This window comes from Ruegeria sp. CDSA079 (assembly GCF_059612245.1).
The window spans coordinates 230,056-245,523 of the sequence record NZ_JBXWQF010000002.1; the positions used below are offsets into that span (position 1 = coordinate 230,056).

Below are 15,468 nucleotides of genomic sequence, written 5' to 3' on the forward strand. Positions count from 1 at the left end.
GCCGTTACGCGTCCCCGACGCCATCGAGATAGACCATCGGGTCGAAATCGTCGGGCAGATCGTCCATCCATTCTTCGGCTTTGGCCAGTTCCTCGACCTCGTAGGTCTCGGGCTTCCAAATCTGGAACGTGTCACCGGCAGCAATAAAGAAGGCCTCACTCTCCAGATCGATCTTGGTGCGTAGCTTGGCGGGCAGAACCAGACGCCCGGTTTCATCCACGTTTGTCGGGAAAGACTGACCGTGGAACATGCGTTGCAACATCTTGCGCTCCATCGAGCCACGCGGAAGCGCGTCGATTTTGGCATCGACCTCGTCAATCGCCTGCATGGTATAACATTCAAGGTATTTGCGACGGTGATCGCCGTACACAATCACGAGTTCAGGATTGTCACCAGGCTGCCAGTTGGGATCGGAAGCTTCAAGCACACGGCGAAACGAGGCCGGGATCGAGACCCTGCCCTTCGTGTCCACCTTATGGTGGCTTTCACCTCTAAACCTGCGCGCCAAGACGACTGTCCCTTTCGCTTGCGCCCCATTTAAAATTCACGTCCCCAGAAGGTAAAAACGGCGGGTTGATCTGCTGCCACTGATCAACCCGCCGCATTGACCCGCTTTGCGGGATGTCCAGCTGCACGCGCCACCTGGGGGGATGTCTGCTCGCCCGCGCGCCGGATCTCTTGATTGATGAAAGCGAGATGCCTGTATGAAACCTGATTAGTATTTTTGGTTCGGGGTCGTTTGGTGCCCCTGCTGCCTCGTCCTCATCGGATGTACAAGGGATGCCATGGGAATTCATGGAAATCAATAGGAAATTTTTTGATCGTGTCGCTTGAAGCACGGCATATCTATACTGAAACGGAAGAAATTCGGCATCAAGACACCATAATTAGAAGCGAACTGCCCAACAATATCAACATATAGAAAAAACGTACCGGCGAAAATTTCCCACGTTTTCCCAAAAAAATTTGAGATTTCTTATTCGGACTGGATTTTCTGGCCCACTGCAAGCAACCGGCCCATAGAATCGACTAAAGCAAAAGGGGGTTATAGGTGTCATTTCCCCACCTACACCAACACCGCCCACGATTTCCCATACGCAGTCACTTGCGACCGCAAAAGCGAGTCCCCGACCTGACTCCACCCCGAAAAACTGGAATCAACGAGACGATGCTACGCCTCCAAACGGCCAGTCGTTGGTGTCCTCCGGCACTTCAATGATCTGATGTCAGCATTTCACGTCGCACAAATTCACGCCGAACATGCTCAATTCAAAGGCACACCGCCGCGTGGCGTTTTTCCAGGCCCTGAGGGCGCCTCAGACAATACCTATATTTCAAAGGCGTATTTCACCGCTACGAAAAACCCGAACCAATCTATGCATTTGCTGCATGGCAGCATTGACGATGTGACCTATTGTGCAATCGCAGCATTTGCCTATTTTCAGTCTCAAGCAAGGGCCGAGTGATATCGGTAACACAAGACAGACGGATGATGAAAATGGCAGTCGCAGGCACACATACAGCACATAAAAGCACAACGGCGTTTGGATTGGCCGCATTGGTTGAGACCGCCAAGACCCGTTTTGTGCGCTATCGCATGTATCGCCAGACAGTTAACGAACTGTCCGGGCTGTCAAATCGTGAACTGACCGATCTGGGCCTGCACCGCTCGATGATCCGCCGGGTCGCGTTGCAGGCCGCAGAAGACCACACCGCGCGTTAAGCGCAAACAGATACAGAGATCAGGCCCTTCCTCCTCCCTTTGGGTCTGTAATCAGCGGCAACGTCTTTCCTCCTCCCTGACGTTGCCGCACCTTATACCGGCCTCAAGATGCCGGAACCTGATACATCAGGGCTCTCCTCCTCCCTGCCTTGATGTTGAAAGCGCGCGGCGACGCATTCCTCCTCCCTAGCGTCGCCGCGTCTTCCTCATACCGGGCTCAGACCCGGGTTCGCATACGTCAGGGCTCTCCTCCTCCCTGCTCTGATGTTGACAAGACGGCGGTTCCCTTCCTCCTCCCTGGGAACCGCCGTTTTTTGTTTTTTCGACACTGGTGTAAGATGGCCTTCTGATTTCTGATCCGGAGGACGCCATGGCAGCCTATTTCATCGCGCAGATCGACATCCACGACCCTGACGGGTATCAGGATTATCTGGCGGGCTTCATGCCAATCTTTGACCGCCACGGAGGCCGTTTGCTGACGGTCTCGTCGAAATCGGTCGAACAGATTGAAGGCGGTTGGCCGGAAGGTGGAATTGTGCTGATGGAGTTTCCAGACCTTGCTGCGGCGAAAGCCTGGAAAGACGACCCCGATTACATCGAGCTAGCGAAGATCCGGCAAGCCACCGCCTCGACCAACCTAGTTCTGGTCGAAGGAATCTGACGCCTCAGAACGGGACGTCATCCTTGTTGGTCAGGAAACGCGAGACCACTTTCTTGGTTCCCGCCTTGTCAAAATCGACCTCGACCTTGTCGCCCTCGATCCCGATCACCGCGCCGTAGCCGAATTTCTGATGGAAAACACGCTCACCCAGCGTGAAACTGGCCAATGCGGTGGCGTCAATCACCGTGCTCCGGCTTTCTTTCGGCTGCGACATGCCATATTGACCTTGCCGCGCCTGCAACCGTTTCCAGCCTGGTGAGTTGTAGACATTGGCTTCGGCTGCGCGGGTTTCGATTCCCGCGGTCCGGTGCCCGCCGCCATAAAGACCAGGGGGCGTCAGCACCTCAACGTGGTCTTCCGGCAATTCATCGATGAAGCGCGAAGGCATGGAGTTCTGCCATTGCCCGAACACCCGCCGATTGGCAGCAAAGGAAATCGTACATACCTCTTCAGCGCGGGTGATGCCGACATAGGCCAGACGGCGCTCTTCCTCGAGCCCTTTGAGGCCGGATTCGTCCATTGACCGTTGCGACGGGAACAAGCCGTCCTCCCACCCCGGCAGGAAGACAACTGGGAATTCAAGCCCCTTGGCTGCGTGCAGGGTCATGATCGACACCTTCGCTCCGTCGCTGTCTTGTTCGTTGTCCATGACAAGGCTGACATGTTCCAGAAACCCTTGCAGGTTTTCGAAATTGTCCAGCTGGTTGACCAGCTCTTTCAGGTTTTCCAGACGCCCCGGCGCTTCGGGGGTCTTGTCGTTCTGCCAATGAGAGGTATAGCCGGATTCATCGAGGATGATCTGCGCCAGTTCGATATGCGTATGTTCGGGGACTTCTGACTGGATTGAGGTCATTCCAATGTCCTCAATCACCAAATCTTCATCTGAAGCGACTTTTGGTCCCCGAGAAAATTCATTCCAGCGCGCCAATCCATCGATCAGTTCCCTTAGCGCTTTAGCGCCTTTGCCTTTGATCTGGCCACTGTCTACAGCAATCCGCGCTCCGTTAACTAAAGAGACACCATACTCCCGGGCCACAACCTGAATCGTCTGCTGGGCCTTGTCGCCAAGGCCGCGTTTCGGGGTGTTTACGATGCGCTCAAAGGCAAGATCATCCTCAGGGCTGACGACCAGCCGGAAATAGGCCATGGCATCGCGGATCTCCATCCGCTCATAGAATCGCGGGCCGCCGATCACCTTGTAGGGCAGACCGATGGTCAGGAACCGATCCTCGAAAGCGCGCATCTGGTGCGAGGCACGGACCAGAATAGCCATCTCATCAAGGTTCACAGGGCGTATACCGCGTGTCCCGCCCTGCATCGCGTCGATTTCTTCGCCGATCCAGCGGGCCTCTTCCTCGCCATCCCAATGGCCGATCAGGTTGACCTTGTGGCCATCATCCGCATCAGTCCAAAGCTCTTTGCCCAGACGGTTTTCATTGCCCCGAATAACGTTCGATGCAGCCGCCAGAATATGCGGGGTCGAGCGATAGTTCTGCTCCAGCCGCACCACATATGCGCCAGGGAAGTCCTTTTCGAACCGCAGGATGTTGCCTACCTCGGCCCCGCGCCAGCCATAGATCGACTGATCGTCATCACCCACGCAGCAAATGTTTTTGTGCCCCCCGGCCAGCAACCGCAGCCACAGGTATTGGGCGACGTTTGTGTCCTGATACTCATCCACAAGGATGTAGCGGAACCAGCGCTGGTATTGCTCCAACACGTCCGGGTGGGTCTGGAAGATCGTGACCACGTGCAGCAGCAGGTCGCCGAAATCCACCGCGTTCAACTCACGCAGACGGGTCTGGTATTGAGCATAAAGCTCAATGCCTTTGTTGTTGTAGGCCCCGGCATCTGCGGTTGGCACCTTCTCCGGTGTCAGCGCGCGGTTCTTCCAATCGTCGATGATCCCCAGCAGCATCCGCGCTGGCCAACGTTTGTCATCGATATTGGCGGCCTGTACCAGTTGTTTGAGCAGGCGAAGCTGATCATCAGTGTCCAGAATGGTGAAATTCGACTTCAAGCCAGCCAGCTCCGCATGGCGGCGCAACAGCTTGACGCAGATCGAATGAAACGTGCCCAGCCACGGCATCCCTTCGGCAGGCTGACCCAGCAGGCGACCGACCCGTTCTTTCATCTCGCGCGCGGCCTTGTTGGTAAACGTCACCGACAGAATCTCATTCGGACGGGCCCGCGCCGTATTGAGCAAATGCGCGATCCGGGCTGTGAGGGCCTTGGTCTTGCCCGTCCCTGCCCCGGCCAGCATCAGAACCGGACCGTCCAGACGCTCAACTGCGTCCCGCTGCGCCGGGTTCAACTCATCCAGGTAGGGCGAAGGGCGCACGGCCATTGCCCGCGCCGACAGCGATGCGCCTTCGAAGGCGTCCATTTCGTCAAAACTGCTCATGAATCCAAACTACGCCGGATGCGCGCCAAGGGAAAGAGTTTGTTCACGGCTTGTTCACAAGCTTTTCGCACTTCTTTTTCCATTCAATCCTAAACAAATACGCCGCTGCCCTGAGCGCCTGTTAACCCTCTGTCAAATCTTGGATCGGATGCTTGTCTGAGTGTTGTGGGAGCGGAAAAAATGGAACAGGTGGAACCGACAGGTCAGTCATCAAGGCTGAAAATGGTGGGTGTGACCGTAATGATGCTTGCGCTGACGGCAGCAGCAGGCTGGGGAATCTATGCCGTTCCCGCACCGGTGGTTGATCGCATGCTGGAATCCGACCTGCGAAAAAGGGCAATGCAGATGAGCCGTCAGGTCGAAAGCCACCTGAGCGATCTGAATGCTACTTTCCGTTTTCACGCATTGACCGAGCATGATGAAGAATTTCTGGAGCTGTTGCCCGAAACCTCGGACATTTATCGCTTCAAGCTGTTTGATGCTTCGGGGCACGTTTTCTGGTCGACACGTACAAATGATATTGGAACCGTGAACACACAACCGTTCTTCCAGTTGGTCGTCGCGGCCGGCGGTCTCTATTACAAACACGAAGAGAAACCGATCACGGAAATAGATTCGTTTGATCCCGATCATGCCGGAGATACAGGCCTAAGCAGTCGTCACGTGGCCGAGGTTCACACACCGATCATCAAGGATGCGGTGTTTCTGGGGGCTATAGAATTCTATTCGGATATTACAGACCTGAGGAACCTGTTTATCTCCCGCGTCCGCATTTCTCTGGCGTTTTTGAGCGGAGTCGCCTTGCTGGCACTGACCACCGTCATCCTGATTGTCCACCGCACCAACCGCCGTCAGGTGCGTGATCTGCGCAAACGTGCCGAAAAAGAACGTGAGCTGATGGATGAACAACTGCGCCTGGCTCGAGAGGTTCGCCTGCTCGGGGAATTGAACGAATGGTTGCAATCAAGTCGATCACTGGACGAGCTTTTCGAAATGGTCTCACGCTTTATGACCCACATTTTGCCTGAGTCGGAAGGCAGTGTTTATGTCTATTCGAACTCTCGCGATGTGCTGGATGGCTGCGCCAGCTGGAATGGCGGCGCGCACAAGGCGCATATCCATCCTGAAGGATGCTGGGGCTTGCGGCGCGGCAGGACCTATGAGTTCGGCGCATCCGAGATCGATTTTGTCTGCGAACATGCCGAACCGCATGACGGCCGACCCTATTTCTGCTTTCCCATTCTGGCACATGGCGAAACAGTTGGTCTTCTGCACCTTAGGGCAATCGAAGGGCGTGAGGATTGTTTCAACAAAAGCCGTAAATTGGCTCAATTATGCGCCGAACAGATCAGCATGGCGATTGCCAATGTCCGCATGCGGGATCAGCTTCATGACCAATCGGTACGCGACCCGCTGACCGGATTGTTCAATCGCCGCCACATGACCGAAACGCTGCGCAAATCCATCAGCCGCTGCCAACAGACGGGCGCTGCGCTGAGCCTGATTGCGGTGGACGTCGATCACTTCAAGAAGTTCAACGATACACATGGGCATGATGCCGGTGACATGGTCTTGCGCGCGGTCGGCGCCGCGCTGGAGCAAGGCTGCGACAGGGACGAAATCGCCTGCCGCATCGGCGGCGAAGAATTCATGCTGATTCTGCCCGACAACAGCCCCGAAGACGCCGTAACTCGTGCCGAACAGTTGCGTCAGGCGGTCGAAGCCGTAGCTGTACGCTATGGCGAGAAGGCTCTGCCCCGCATCACGATGTCGGTTGGGGTCGCGCATTACCCGGCCCATGGCACCATTCCACAGGACCTGATGCGTGCTGCCGACGACGCACTGTATGTTGCCAAGGATAAGGGTCGCAATCAGGTTCAGGTTGCCTGCGGAACCACGGATCCGGCTAAACGCGCAGGGCCTGAAAGCAAGCATCCCTCGACAGATGCAGCATAAAAACCTTGCCGAATCGCGTGGCGGATCGGATCAATCTGCATGGATCTGCACAGCACCTATCCCGGCATTCCGGACCTGAAACGACGCGCGCGCCGCCGCCTGCCGCATTTCGTGTGGGAGTATATCGACAGCGGAACCGGTATTGAAACGACGTTAAACCGCAACCGCATAGCGCTGGATGATGTCCGCCTTTCCCCCTCGATCCTGCACGGTGAGCTGGAGTTCGACACATCAAGGACGTGTCTGAGTACCGCTTGCCCATTGCCCTTCGGAATCGCCCCCATCGGGATGTCTGGACTGGTCTGGCCCGATGCGGAACGGCTGTTGGCGCAGGCCGCCGCGCAGGCGGGTATTCCCTATACCCTGTCCACCGTTGCCAGCCAAAGCCCCGAAGATTTGGCCCCGCATTTGGGACCAAACGCGTGGTTTCAGCTTTATCCACCGCGGGACCCCGAAATTCGCAAGGATATGCTGGATCGGGCGCGCCGGGCCGGATTTCGAACTCTGGTGCTGACCGTGGACGTCCCTGTTGCCTCGCGCAGGGAACGGCAAACCCGCTCAGGTCTCAGGCAGCCGCCAAAGCTGACGCCGCGCTTGCTGGCACAGATTGCGGCAAGACCCGCCTGGGCTATGGGGATGTTGCGCAACGGCGTGCCGCACATGCGCACTCTGGACAAGTACATCGAAAATCCCGGAGATCTGCCTCCGACAGCCCATGTCGGATACCTGTTAAGGACCTCGCCAGGGTTGGACTATGTCTCTTGGCTGCGCGATCATTGGGACGGACCTTTTGTGATAAAAGGCATCCTGCGCGCCGAAGACACAGAGCGTCTGGAACAGATCGGGGTGGACGCCCTTTGGGTCTCGAATCACGGTGGGCGTCAGTTTGACGCCGCTCCTGCCAGCATTGAGGTTCTTCCCTCGATCCGCAACACAACCCGCCTGCCCCTGATCTTTGACAGCGGTGTCGAAGGCGGGCTGGATATTCTGCGTGCGCTGACTCTGGGAGCGGATTTCGTCATGCTTGGGCGCGCATTCTTGTACGGATTGGCGGCACTTGGCGCGCGCGGACCCGCCCATGTCATCGATATTCTAAGACAGGATCTGCACGCAAATATGGGTCAGATGGGCCTGGCAGATTTGTCTCAATTTGAGAGAAAACGCTAAGTATTTGATGCTGCGGCGCGGCATAAGTATAAGAGCGCAGCGACCAAGGGCGTTTGCGAGCGGTAACATGCCGGTTCTACCCAGAAGAACGGATATACCTGCGCGTATTGTTCGCCCAAAGAGACGCCCAACCACAAAAGACCGGGACCTATTATGACAGACTTCTCCAAGATCCTGATCGCCAACCGCGGCGAGATTGCCATCCGCGTTATGCGCGCAGCAAATGAGATGGGAAAACGAACCGTCGCCGTTTACGCCGAAGAGGACAAACTGGGCTTGCACCGGTTCAAGGCGGACGAGGCGTATCAGATCGGTGAGGGCATGGGGCCGGTCGCGGCCTATCTGTCGATCGATGAGATAATCCGTGTTGCCAAGCAATGCGGCGCAGACGCGATCCACCCAGGCTATGGCCTGCTGTCCGAGAACCCGGATTTCGTAGATGCATGCGTCAAGAATGGCATCACTTTCATCGGCCCCAAGGCGGAAACCATGCGTGCACTAGGCGACAAGGCCAGCGCGCGGCGTGTCGCAATCGCGGCGGGTGTACCGGTCATTCCGGCAACCGAAGTGCTGGGCGATGACATGGATACCATCCGCAAAGAGGCCGCCGAGATCGGCTATCCGCTGATGCTCAAAGCCAGCTGGGGCGGTGGTGGTCGGGGAATGCGCCCGATCCAGTCGGAAGATGAGCTGGAAGAAAAAGTTCTGGAAGGTCGCCGCGAGGCCGAAGCCGCCTTTGGCAACGGCGAGGGATATCTGGAAAAGATGATCATCCACGCCCGCCATGTCGAGGTACAGATCCTGGGCGACAAGCATGGTGAGATCTATCACCTCTATGAACGCGACTGCTCGGTCCAGCGCCGGAACCAGAAAGTGGTCGAACGCGCCCCCGCCCCATACTTGAGCGAAGAGCAACGCGCCGAGATCTGCGAGCTGGGCCGCAAGATTTGTGCCCATGTGAACTATGAATGCGCTGGCACGGTCGAATTCCTGATGGATATGGAAACCGGCAAGTTCTACTTCATCGAAGTGAACCCGCGCGTACAGGTGGAACACACCGTGACAGAAGAAGTCACCGGCATCGACATTGTGCAGGCGCAGATCCTGATTGCGGAAGGCAAAACACTGGCCGAGGCCACCGGTGCAGCAAGTCAGGCAGACGTACATTTGACCGGTCATGCTCTGCAGACCCGGATCACGACCGAAGACCCGCAGAACAACTTCATCCCCGATTACGGCCGCATCACCGCCTATCGCTCGGCCACCGGCATGGGCATTCGTCTGGACGGCGGCACGGCGTATGCAGGCGGTGTGATTACGCGTTATTATGATTCGCTGCTGACCAAGGTAACGGCCAAAGCGCCGACCCCCGAGGCAGCGATTGCCCGCATGGACCGTGCGCTGCGCGAGTTCCGTATTCGTGGCGTCAGCACCAATATCGACTTCGTCATCAACCTGCTGAAACACCCGACCTTCCTGTCGAATGAATACACCACCAAGTTCATTGACACGACGCCGGACCTGTTTGCCTTCAAGCGCCGCCGCGATCGGGGCACCAAGGTTCTGACTTATATCGCCGACATCACGGTGAACGGTCACCCCGAAACAAAGGATCGGCCAGAGCCGCGCGCCGATCTGAAAGAGGCCAAGCCCCCCGCGCAGAAGGCAGAGCCGCAAATGGGCACTCGCAACCTGCTGGAGCAGAAGGGCCCGCAGGCCGTGGCCGACTGGATGAAAGCGCAACGTCAGCTGCTGATCACCGATACCACCATGCGCGACGGGCACCAGTCGCTGCTGGCAACCCGTATGCGCTCGATCGACATGATCAAGGTGGCACCCACCTATGCCGCAAACCTGCCGCAGCTGTTCTCGGTCGAATGCTGGGGTGGCGCGACCTTCGACGTGGCCTATCGCTTCCTGCAGGAATGCCCGTGGCAGCGCTTGCGTGACCTGCGCGAAGCGATGCCGAACCTGATGACCCAGATGTTGCTGCGCGGCGCGAACGGTGTGGGGTACACCAACTATCCCGACAACGTAGTGCAGGAATTTGTGCATCAGGCGTCCAAAAATATCGACGTGTTCCGTGTGTTCGACTCGTTGAACTGGGTCGAGAACATGCGTGTGGCGATGGACGCCGTGGTAGAAAACGGCAAAATCTGCGAAGGTACCGTCTGTTACACCGGTGACATTCTGGACCCGGATCGCGCCAAATATGACCTGAAATATTATGTCGGCATGGCGAAAGAGCTGCGCGATGCCGGTGCGCATATTCTGGGCCTGAAGGACATGGCTGGCTTGCTGAAACCGGCCTCAGCCAAGATCCTGATCCGCGCGTTGAAGGAAGAGGTCGGTCTGCCGATCCACTTCCACACCCATGACACTGCAGGTATTGCCAGCGCGACCATTCTGGCGGCGTCCGAGGCGGGCGTCGACGCGGTGGATTGCGCGATGGACAGCTTCTCGGGCAACACCAGCCAGGCAACGCTGGGCACCGTAGTCGAGGCGCTGCGCCATACCGACCGCGACACCGGGTTGGACATCAAAGCGATCCGCGAAATCAGCGATTACTTCGAGGTTGTACGCGGCCAGTACGCGGCCTTTGAATCCAGTCTCCAGGCTCCGGCATCGGAAGTCTATCTGCACGAGATGCCCGGAGGCCAGTTCACCAACCTCAAGGCGCAGGCGCGCAGCCTGGGGCTGGAAGAGCGCTGGCATGAGGTGGCGCAGATGTATGCGGACGTGAACCGGATGTTCGGCGATATCGTGAAGGTGACACCGTCGTCCAAGGTTGTTGGCGACATGGCACTGATGATGGTCAGCCAAAACATGACCCGCGAACAGGTCGAGGACCCGGGCACCGATGTGGCCTTCCCTGACTCGGTCGTAGACATGATGCGCGGCAATCTGGGCCAGCCTCCGGGCGGGTTCCCCGACACTATCATAAAGAAGGTGCTCAAGGACGAAGCCCCCAACACCAAACGCCCCGGCAAGGACGTTCCTGCGGTTGATCTTGAGGCCACCCGCGAAGAGCTGTCCAAGCAATTGGAAGGCAAAGAGGTCGATGACGAGGACCTGAACGGATACCTGATGTATCCCAAGGTCTTTTTGGACTACATCGGCCGTCACCGGGTTTATGGCCCGGTCCGTACCCTGCCCACGCGCACCTTCTTCTACGGCATGGAGCCGGGCGAAGAGATCACGGCGGAAATCGACCCGGGCAAGACGCTGGAAATACGCTGCCAGGCCATTGGCGAAACGGATGAAAAGGGCGAGGTTAAAGTGTTCTTTGAACTCAACGGCCAGCCGCGTGTCATCCGGGTTCCGAACCGGATGGTCACATCGACCACGCAGGCTCGGCCCAAGGCCGAGGTCGGCAACCCAGATCATGTCGGAGCCCCCATGCCGGGTGTTGTGGCCACTGTCGCCGTTACTGCGGGCCAACAGGTCAAGGAAGGCGACATGCTGCTGACCATCGAGGCGATGAAGATGGAAACCGGTATCCACGCCGAGCGCGACGCGACGGTCAAAGCCGTTCATGTGCAGCCCGGCGGCCAGATTGACGCAAAGGACCTTCTGGTCGAGCTGGAATAAGCTGCAGAACCTTCTAAAGTTCAAAGGGCCGCGCGGGAAACTGCGTGGCCCTTTTCTATAATGGAACGGAGATACACCATGCTTGCAATCACCCCGATCTACGCGGCCCTGATCGCACTGCTTTATGTGACGCTCAGCGTCAAAGTGATCCTGCAGCGCCGCAGCGACAAGATCTCAGTCGGGGATGGCGGCAGCAAAATGATGATCAAAGCGATACGGACGCATTCCAACTGCGCCGAATACGCACCCATCGGCCTATTGCTGATCGCAATGGTGGAGTTGCAGGGCGCAGGTGGCGTGCTTTTGCATGTGCTGGGCTTGTTGTTGCTGGCTGGACGTTTGCTGCACGCTTATGGGTTTGGCAGAACGCCACAGATCGTCATCCTGCGACAGATTGGTATGGGGCTGACTTTCACGGCGATATTGGTCGCTGCCATTGCGAATCTGGTTTTGGCGCTCTGACCGATTGCGGGTTTAACCCGCCAAAACCCGCGTTTCGATCAGCGGGGCTTGCATCAGGGTTGGCTCGACTTCTGCCACCCTGTCTTCGCCGCGCGCGCAGATCAGTGTTGTAAGCGTAATCAAGGCAGCCAACACCGCCATTTTCAGGTCCGCTGTATTTGTCATTTTCTTCTCTCAGCCCCTCTTGTTTTGTGATGCTCTGGATTTAGAACGCTTCAACCCTAGATTTCCGTCGAAAGATTTTTCCGCTTTTTTGCGTTTTTCCGCTTGCAGCCCCGCGTGGGAATTTATACATCCCTCCTCACTCAACGGCGCGGGCGTAGCTCAGGGGTAGAGCATAACCTTGCCAAGGTTAGGGTCGGGCGTTCGAATCGCCTCGCCCGCTCCATTGAGAGGTCTTTGGACCACATATGTATCTGATGCGGGCGTAGCTCAGGGGTAGAGCATAACCTTGCCAAGGTTAGGGTCGGGCGTTCGAATCGCCTCGCCCGCTCCAGATACCAAACTCTCCAAACATGCTGGTTCTTTGCTGGGCGTTGCGCCATTCTGGCCGCATTACGCAATGCAGGATTACCCTATGTCTGATTACATCATCCGCCCGCTCACTGCCGCCGAAGTTCAGCACGCCGTCGATTGGGCCGGGCGCGAGGGCTGGAACCCGGGGGTTCATGATGCCGAGTGCTTTCGTCCGACGGACCCCGACGGCTTCTTGGGAGGTTTTCTGAACGGAGAGATGATCGCATCAGTTTCAGCGGTAAATTATGACGATCACTTTGCTTTCCTGGGCTTCTACATCGTCAAACCCGAATTCAGACACCATGGCCACGGGCTTGAGATCGCGCAGCATGCGCTGGCCCATTGCACCGGGCGCAACATGGGTCTGGACGGCGTGGTCGAGCAACAGGACAATTATCGCAAGTCCGGGTTCACCTTCGCCTATAACAACTATCGGTTTGCCGGAACGAAAACTCGGATGTTGGCGAAACTGGACACATCTCCGAATGATCGCATCGCGGATCTGAACAACGCATACGTCGCATTGAAGGCTTATGACCGCAAACTGTTCCCTGCGCCACGTGACCTTTTTTTGGATAGTTGGCTGAGCGCTTACAGCCATGTCTCGAAGGTTTATACTGAGAATGGCGAGATCAGAGGCTACGCTACGCTGCGCCCTTGCCTCACGGGCTATAAAGTAGGGCCTCTGTTTGCGGACACCACCGATATCGCAAAGGCGTTGTTGAACGCTGTCTTGTCCTCGATCCCCGAGGACCACAATGAACACGAGGTTTTCGTAGATATGCCTCAGCCCAACGCATCAGCCTTCGCATTGGCCGACGAGCTTGGGCTGGATAAAGTCTTTGAAACGGCCCGGATGTATTCCGACCACGAGCCGGATATCGATCTGAACCGCATCTTTGGCGTCACCACGTTCGAACTCGGTTAAAACGCCTTGAACGTCATCGTCGTCAGCGAACGTTCGATGTTGGGAATCACCAACAAATGTTCGTTGATGAAATGACCTACATCCTCGGTTTCGGGGATGTAGAGTTTGAGCAGCAGGTCGTATTCACCGCTGGTGGAATAAAGTTCCGAATGAATTTCGCGCAGAGCGATTTCCTCGGCCACCTTATACGTGGTGCCGGGTTTGCAGCGGATCTGGATGAAAACGCAGGTGGACATGGTGTAACCCTATCGGTTCGTGTTGCTTGCAAGCTGACACGGGGCACAGCCGGGTGCAATCCCCTGCAACAGTTTGCCGTGAAAGCCACCTATGGTCTGGATAAGGCAACCCAACCCCGTCTATAAGCGCGCCTGTAGCAAAAGGAATTCGCCCATGCGCAGCGCTTCGATCAGCCGCAAGACCGCCGAGACCGAAATTTCGGTTCAGGTCAATCTGGACGGCACCGGCACCTATGACAACCAGACCGGCGTCGGGTTCTTTGACCATATGCTGGATCAGCTGGCGCGCCATTCGCTGATCGACATGACGATCAACGCCAAGGGCGATTATCACATCGACGACCACCACACGGTCGAGGATACCGGTATTGCGCTGGGTCAGGCACTGGCGCAGGCTTTGGGCGACAAGAAAGGCATCCGTCGTTATGGCGAATGTCACCTGCCCATGGACGACGCACAGGTACGCTGTGCGCTGGACCTTTCGGGCCGTCCCTTCCTGATCTGGAACGTTGATCTGCCGACACAGAAGATCGGTACATTCGATACCGAGTTGGTGCGCGAGTTCTTTCAGGCGCTCAGCACCCATGGCGGCATCACGCTGCATATCGATCAACTGCACGGTTTCAACAGCCACCACATCGCCGAAGCTGCCTTCAAGGCCGTTGCACGCGCCCTGCGGGATGCGGTTGAGACCGACCCCCGCAAGGCGGACGCTATTCCGTCAACCAAAGGCGCGCTGTAAATGCTGACCGCAATTATTGATTACGAAAGCGGTAACCTGCATTCGGCCGAGAAAGCGTTTCAGCGCATGGCGCGCGAGGTGAACGCGGGCGAGGTTGTTGTAACCTCGGACGCGGATGTTGTCGCGCGAGCGGATCGTCTGGTTCTGCCCGGTGACGGGGCATTTCCGGCCTGTGCTGCCGAGCTACGCGGCCACAAAGGTATCTATGATGCGATGGTCGAGGCAGTCGAGCAGAAAGGCCGCCCGTTTCTGGGTATCTGCGTCGGCATGCAACTCATGGCAACAACAGGCCATGAATATACTGATACGGATGGTCTGGACTGGGTTGCCGGTGATGTGGTCAGGATCGAGCCTTCGGATTCAACTCTGAAAGTACCCCATATGGGCTGGAACAATCTGGTTCTGGAAAGCGATCACCCCGTGTTCAACGGGGTGAAATCGGGGGATCACACCTATTTCGTGCACTCCTATCACTTCCGCGTCACAGATCCGGCGCAGCGGCTGGCTTATGTGGAGTATGGTCAGGAAGTAACGGCCATGATCGGCCGCGACACGATGGTTGGGATGCAGTTCCACCCCGAGAAAAGCCAGGACGTTGGCCTGCGTCTGTTGGGCAATTTCCTGACCTGGAAACCCTGACGCTTACTGGACCCTTGTCCAGGTCTGACCCCGGCAGATCAAACCGCCCGCCACACAGCCTTTGACAGTCAGATTGTTCTGGCCGTCCAACGACATTTTCGAGTTATAGGTCTTGTCGCGGTCCGGGGCCCAGATCTTGCCGCTGTCATAACTGCCGCCACCCTCGGGCACCATGTCCCAGATGATCTGTTTACCCAGATTTTCATATTCCAGCTGCTGGTTGCCATCCGCGTCGAACGCACTGTCGATGGTACCGCAAATCGCGCTGCCGCATTCTGAAATTGTTACGTGCAGATATCCGCCTGTATCACCCGGTGCGGTCTTCCACAGACCATCGACGGGATCAGCGGCCATTGCCCCGGTTGCAAGAAGCGTCAAACCCGCTGCAAAAGTAAATCTCTTCATGGTTTTCTCCCTGTTTTGAGGACAGTCTGACCCGCCAA

At 57.0% G+C, this 15,468-nt stretch carries 14 protein-coding genes and 2 tRNA genes; 11 read left to right on the forward strand and 5 right to left on the reverse strand.

Translation table 11 applies throughout. The features are described 5' to 3' along the window. Positions 1 to 4 precede the first annotated feature (4 nt). A complete protein-coding gene (gene mraZ / locus AC2FJZ_RS03215; RefSeq protein WP_083445187.1) occupies positions 5 to 508 on the reverse strand; it encodes a division/cell wall cluster transcriptional repressor MraZ in 504 nt (167 codons plus the stop codon). 990 nt (positions 509 to 1,498) lie between these two features. Here mraZ and AC2FJZ_RS03220 point away from each other — a divergent pair. Beyond that, positions 1,499 to 1,723 (forward strand): DUF1127 domain-containing protein, encoded by a 225-nt coding sequence (locus AC2FJZ_RS03220; RefSeq protein ID WP_050603022.1) that lies wholly within the window; start codon positions 1,499 to 1,501, stop codon positions 1,721 to 1,723. A gap of 370 nt (positions 1,724 to 2,093) precedes the next feature. Then, on the forward strand, positions 2,094 to 2,384 hold the full coding sequence (locus AC2FJZ_RS03225; RefSeq protein ID WP_050602854.1) for a DUF1330 domain-containing protein: 291 nt from the start codon (positions 2,094 to 2,096) through the stop codon (positions 2,382 to 2,384). Between the two features lie 4 nt (positions 2,385 to 2,388). On the opposite strand, the gene AC2FJZ_RS03230 is transcribed toward AC2FJZ_RS03225, so the two are convergent. Beyond that, positions 2,389 to 4,788 carry an ATP-dependent helicase gene (locus tag AC2FJZ_RS03230; RefSeq protein ID WP_496776037.1) on the reverse strand — a complete coding sequence of 800 codons (2,400 nt, stop codon included), beginning with the start codon at positions 4,786 to 4,788 and terminating at the stop codon, positions 2,389 to 2,391. 180 nt (positions 4,789 to 4,968) lie between these two features. Between AC2FJZ_RS03230 and AC2FJZ_RS03235 the strand changes: the two genes are divergently transcribed. From AC2FJZ_RS03235 to AC2FJZ_RS03250, 4 genes are all read left to right on the forward strand, one after another. Further along, positions 4,969 to 6,744, forward strand: a complete 1,776-nt coding sequence (locus AC2FJZ_RS03235) for a sensor domain-containing diguanylate cyclase (RefSeq protein WP_496776038.1) — start codon at positions 4,969 to 4,971, stop codon at positions 6,742 to 6,744. A gap of 39 nt (positions 6,745 to 6,783) precedes the next feature. Continuing rightward, positions 6,784 to 7,911: an alpha-hydroxy acid oxidase gene (locus AC2FJZ_RS03240; protein WP_496667786.1), complete on the forward strand. Its 1,128-nt coding sequence runs from the start codon at positions 6,784 to 6,786 to the stop codon at positions 7,909 to 7,911. 153 nt (positions 7,912 to 8,064) lie between these two features. Next, positions 8,065 to 11,502: a pyruvate carboxylase gene (locus AC2FJZ_RS03245; protein WP_496776039.1), complete on the forward strand. Its 3,438-nt coding sequence runs from the start codon at positions 8,065 to 8,067 to the stop codon at positions 11,500 to 11,502. A 78-nt stretch (positions 11,503 to 11,580) separates the two neighbouring features. Beyond that, the gene (locus AC2FJZ_RS03250; RefSeq protein ID WP_496776040.1) at positions 11,581 to 11,964 is read left to right on the forward strand and encodes an MAPEG family protein; all 384 of its coding nucleotides are present in this window, start codon (positions 11,581 to 11,583) and stop codon (positions 11,962 to 11,964) included. A gap of 12 nt (positions 11,965 to 11,976) precedes the next feature. Here the strand turns inward: AC2FJZ_RS03250 and AC2FJZ_RS03255 are convergent, their stop codons facing one another. Continuing rightward, positions 11,977 to 12,129, reverse strand: coding sequence for a hypothetical protein (locus tag AC2FJZ_RS03255; RefSeq protein ID WP_496776041.1), 153 nt, complete (start codon positions 12,127 to 12,129; stop codon positions 11,977 to 11,979). Between the two features lie 148 nt (positions 12,130 to 12,277). Here AC2FJZ_RS03255 and AC2FJZ_RS03260 point away from each other — a divergent pair. The 3 genes from AC2FJZ_RS03260 to AC2FJZ_RS03270 all read left to right on the forward strand — a co-directional run bounded on the left by AC2FJZ_RS03260 (position 12,278) and on the right by AC2FJZ_RS03270 (position 13,408). Next, a tRNA-Gly gene (locus tag AC2FJZ_RS03260) sits at positions 12,278 to 12,352 on the forward strand. A 33-nt stretch (positions 12,353 to 12,385) separates the two neighbouring features. Next, positions 12,386 to 12,460 (forward strand) — tRNA-Gly (locus AC2FJZ_RS03265). An 81-nt stretch (positions 12,461 to 12,541) separates the two neighbouring features. After that, positions 12,542 to 13,408, forward strand: coding sequence for a GNAT family N-acetyltransferase (locus tag AC2FJZ_RS03270; protein ID WP_496776042.1), 867 nt, complete (start codon positions 12,542 to 12,544; stop codon positions 13,406 to 13,408). On the opposite strand, the gene AC2FJZ_RS03275 is transcribed toward AC2FJZ_RS03270, so the two are convergent. Beyond that, positions 13,405 to 13,644, reverse strand: a complete 240-nt coding sequence (locus AC2FJZ_RS03275; RefSeq protein ID WP_050602861.1) for an Lrp/AsnC family transcriptional regulator — start codon at positions 13,642 to 13,644, stop codon at positions 13,405 to 13,407. The two genes, AC2FJZ_RS03270 and AC2FJZ_RS03275, sit on opposite strands and share 4 nt — an antisense overlap. Positions 13,645 to 13,798: 154 nt before the next feature. On the opposite strand from AC2FJZ_RS03275, the gene hisB reads away from it, so the two are divergent. Next, on the forward strand, positions 13,799 to 14,386 hold the full coding sequence (gene hisB / locus AC2FJZ_RS03280) for an imidazoleglycerol-phosphate dehydratase HisB (RefSeq protein ID WP_496667783.1): 588 nt from the start codon (positions 13,799 to 13,801) through the stop codon (positions 14,384 to 14,386). Beyond that, positions 14,387 to 15,025, forward strand: a complete 639-nt coding sequence (hisH, locus tag AC2FJZ_RS03285) for an imidazole glycerol phosphate synthase subunit HisH (RefSeq protein WP_496667782.1) — start codon at positions 14,387 to 14,389, stop codon at positions 15,023 to 15,025. 3 nt (positions 15,026 to 15,028) lie between these two features. Here hisH and AC2FJZ_RS03290 read toward each other — a convergent pair whose 3' ends face one another. Beyond that, on the reverse strand, positions 15,029 to 15,430 hold the full coding sequence (locus tag AC2FJZ_RS03290; protein ID WP_496667781.1) for a DUF2147 domain-containing protein: 402 nt from the start codon (positions 15,428 to 15,430) through the stop codon (positions 15,029 to 15,031). Positions 15,431 to 15,468 lie beyond the last annotated feature (38 nt).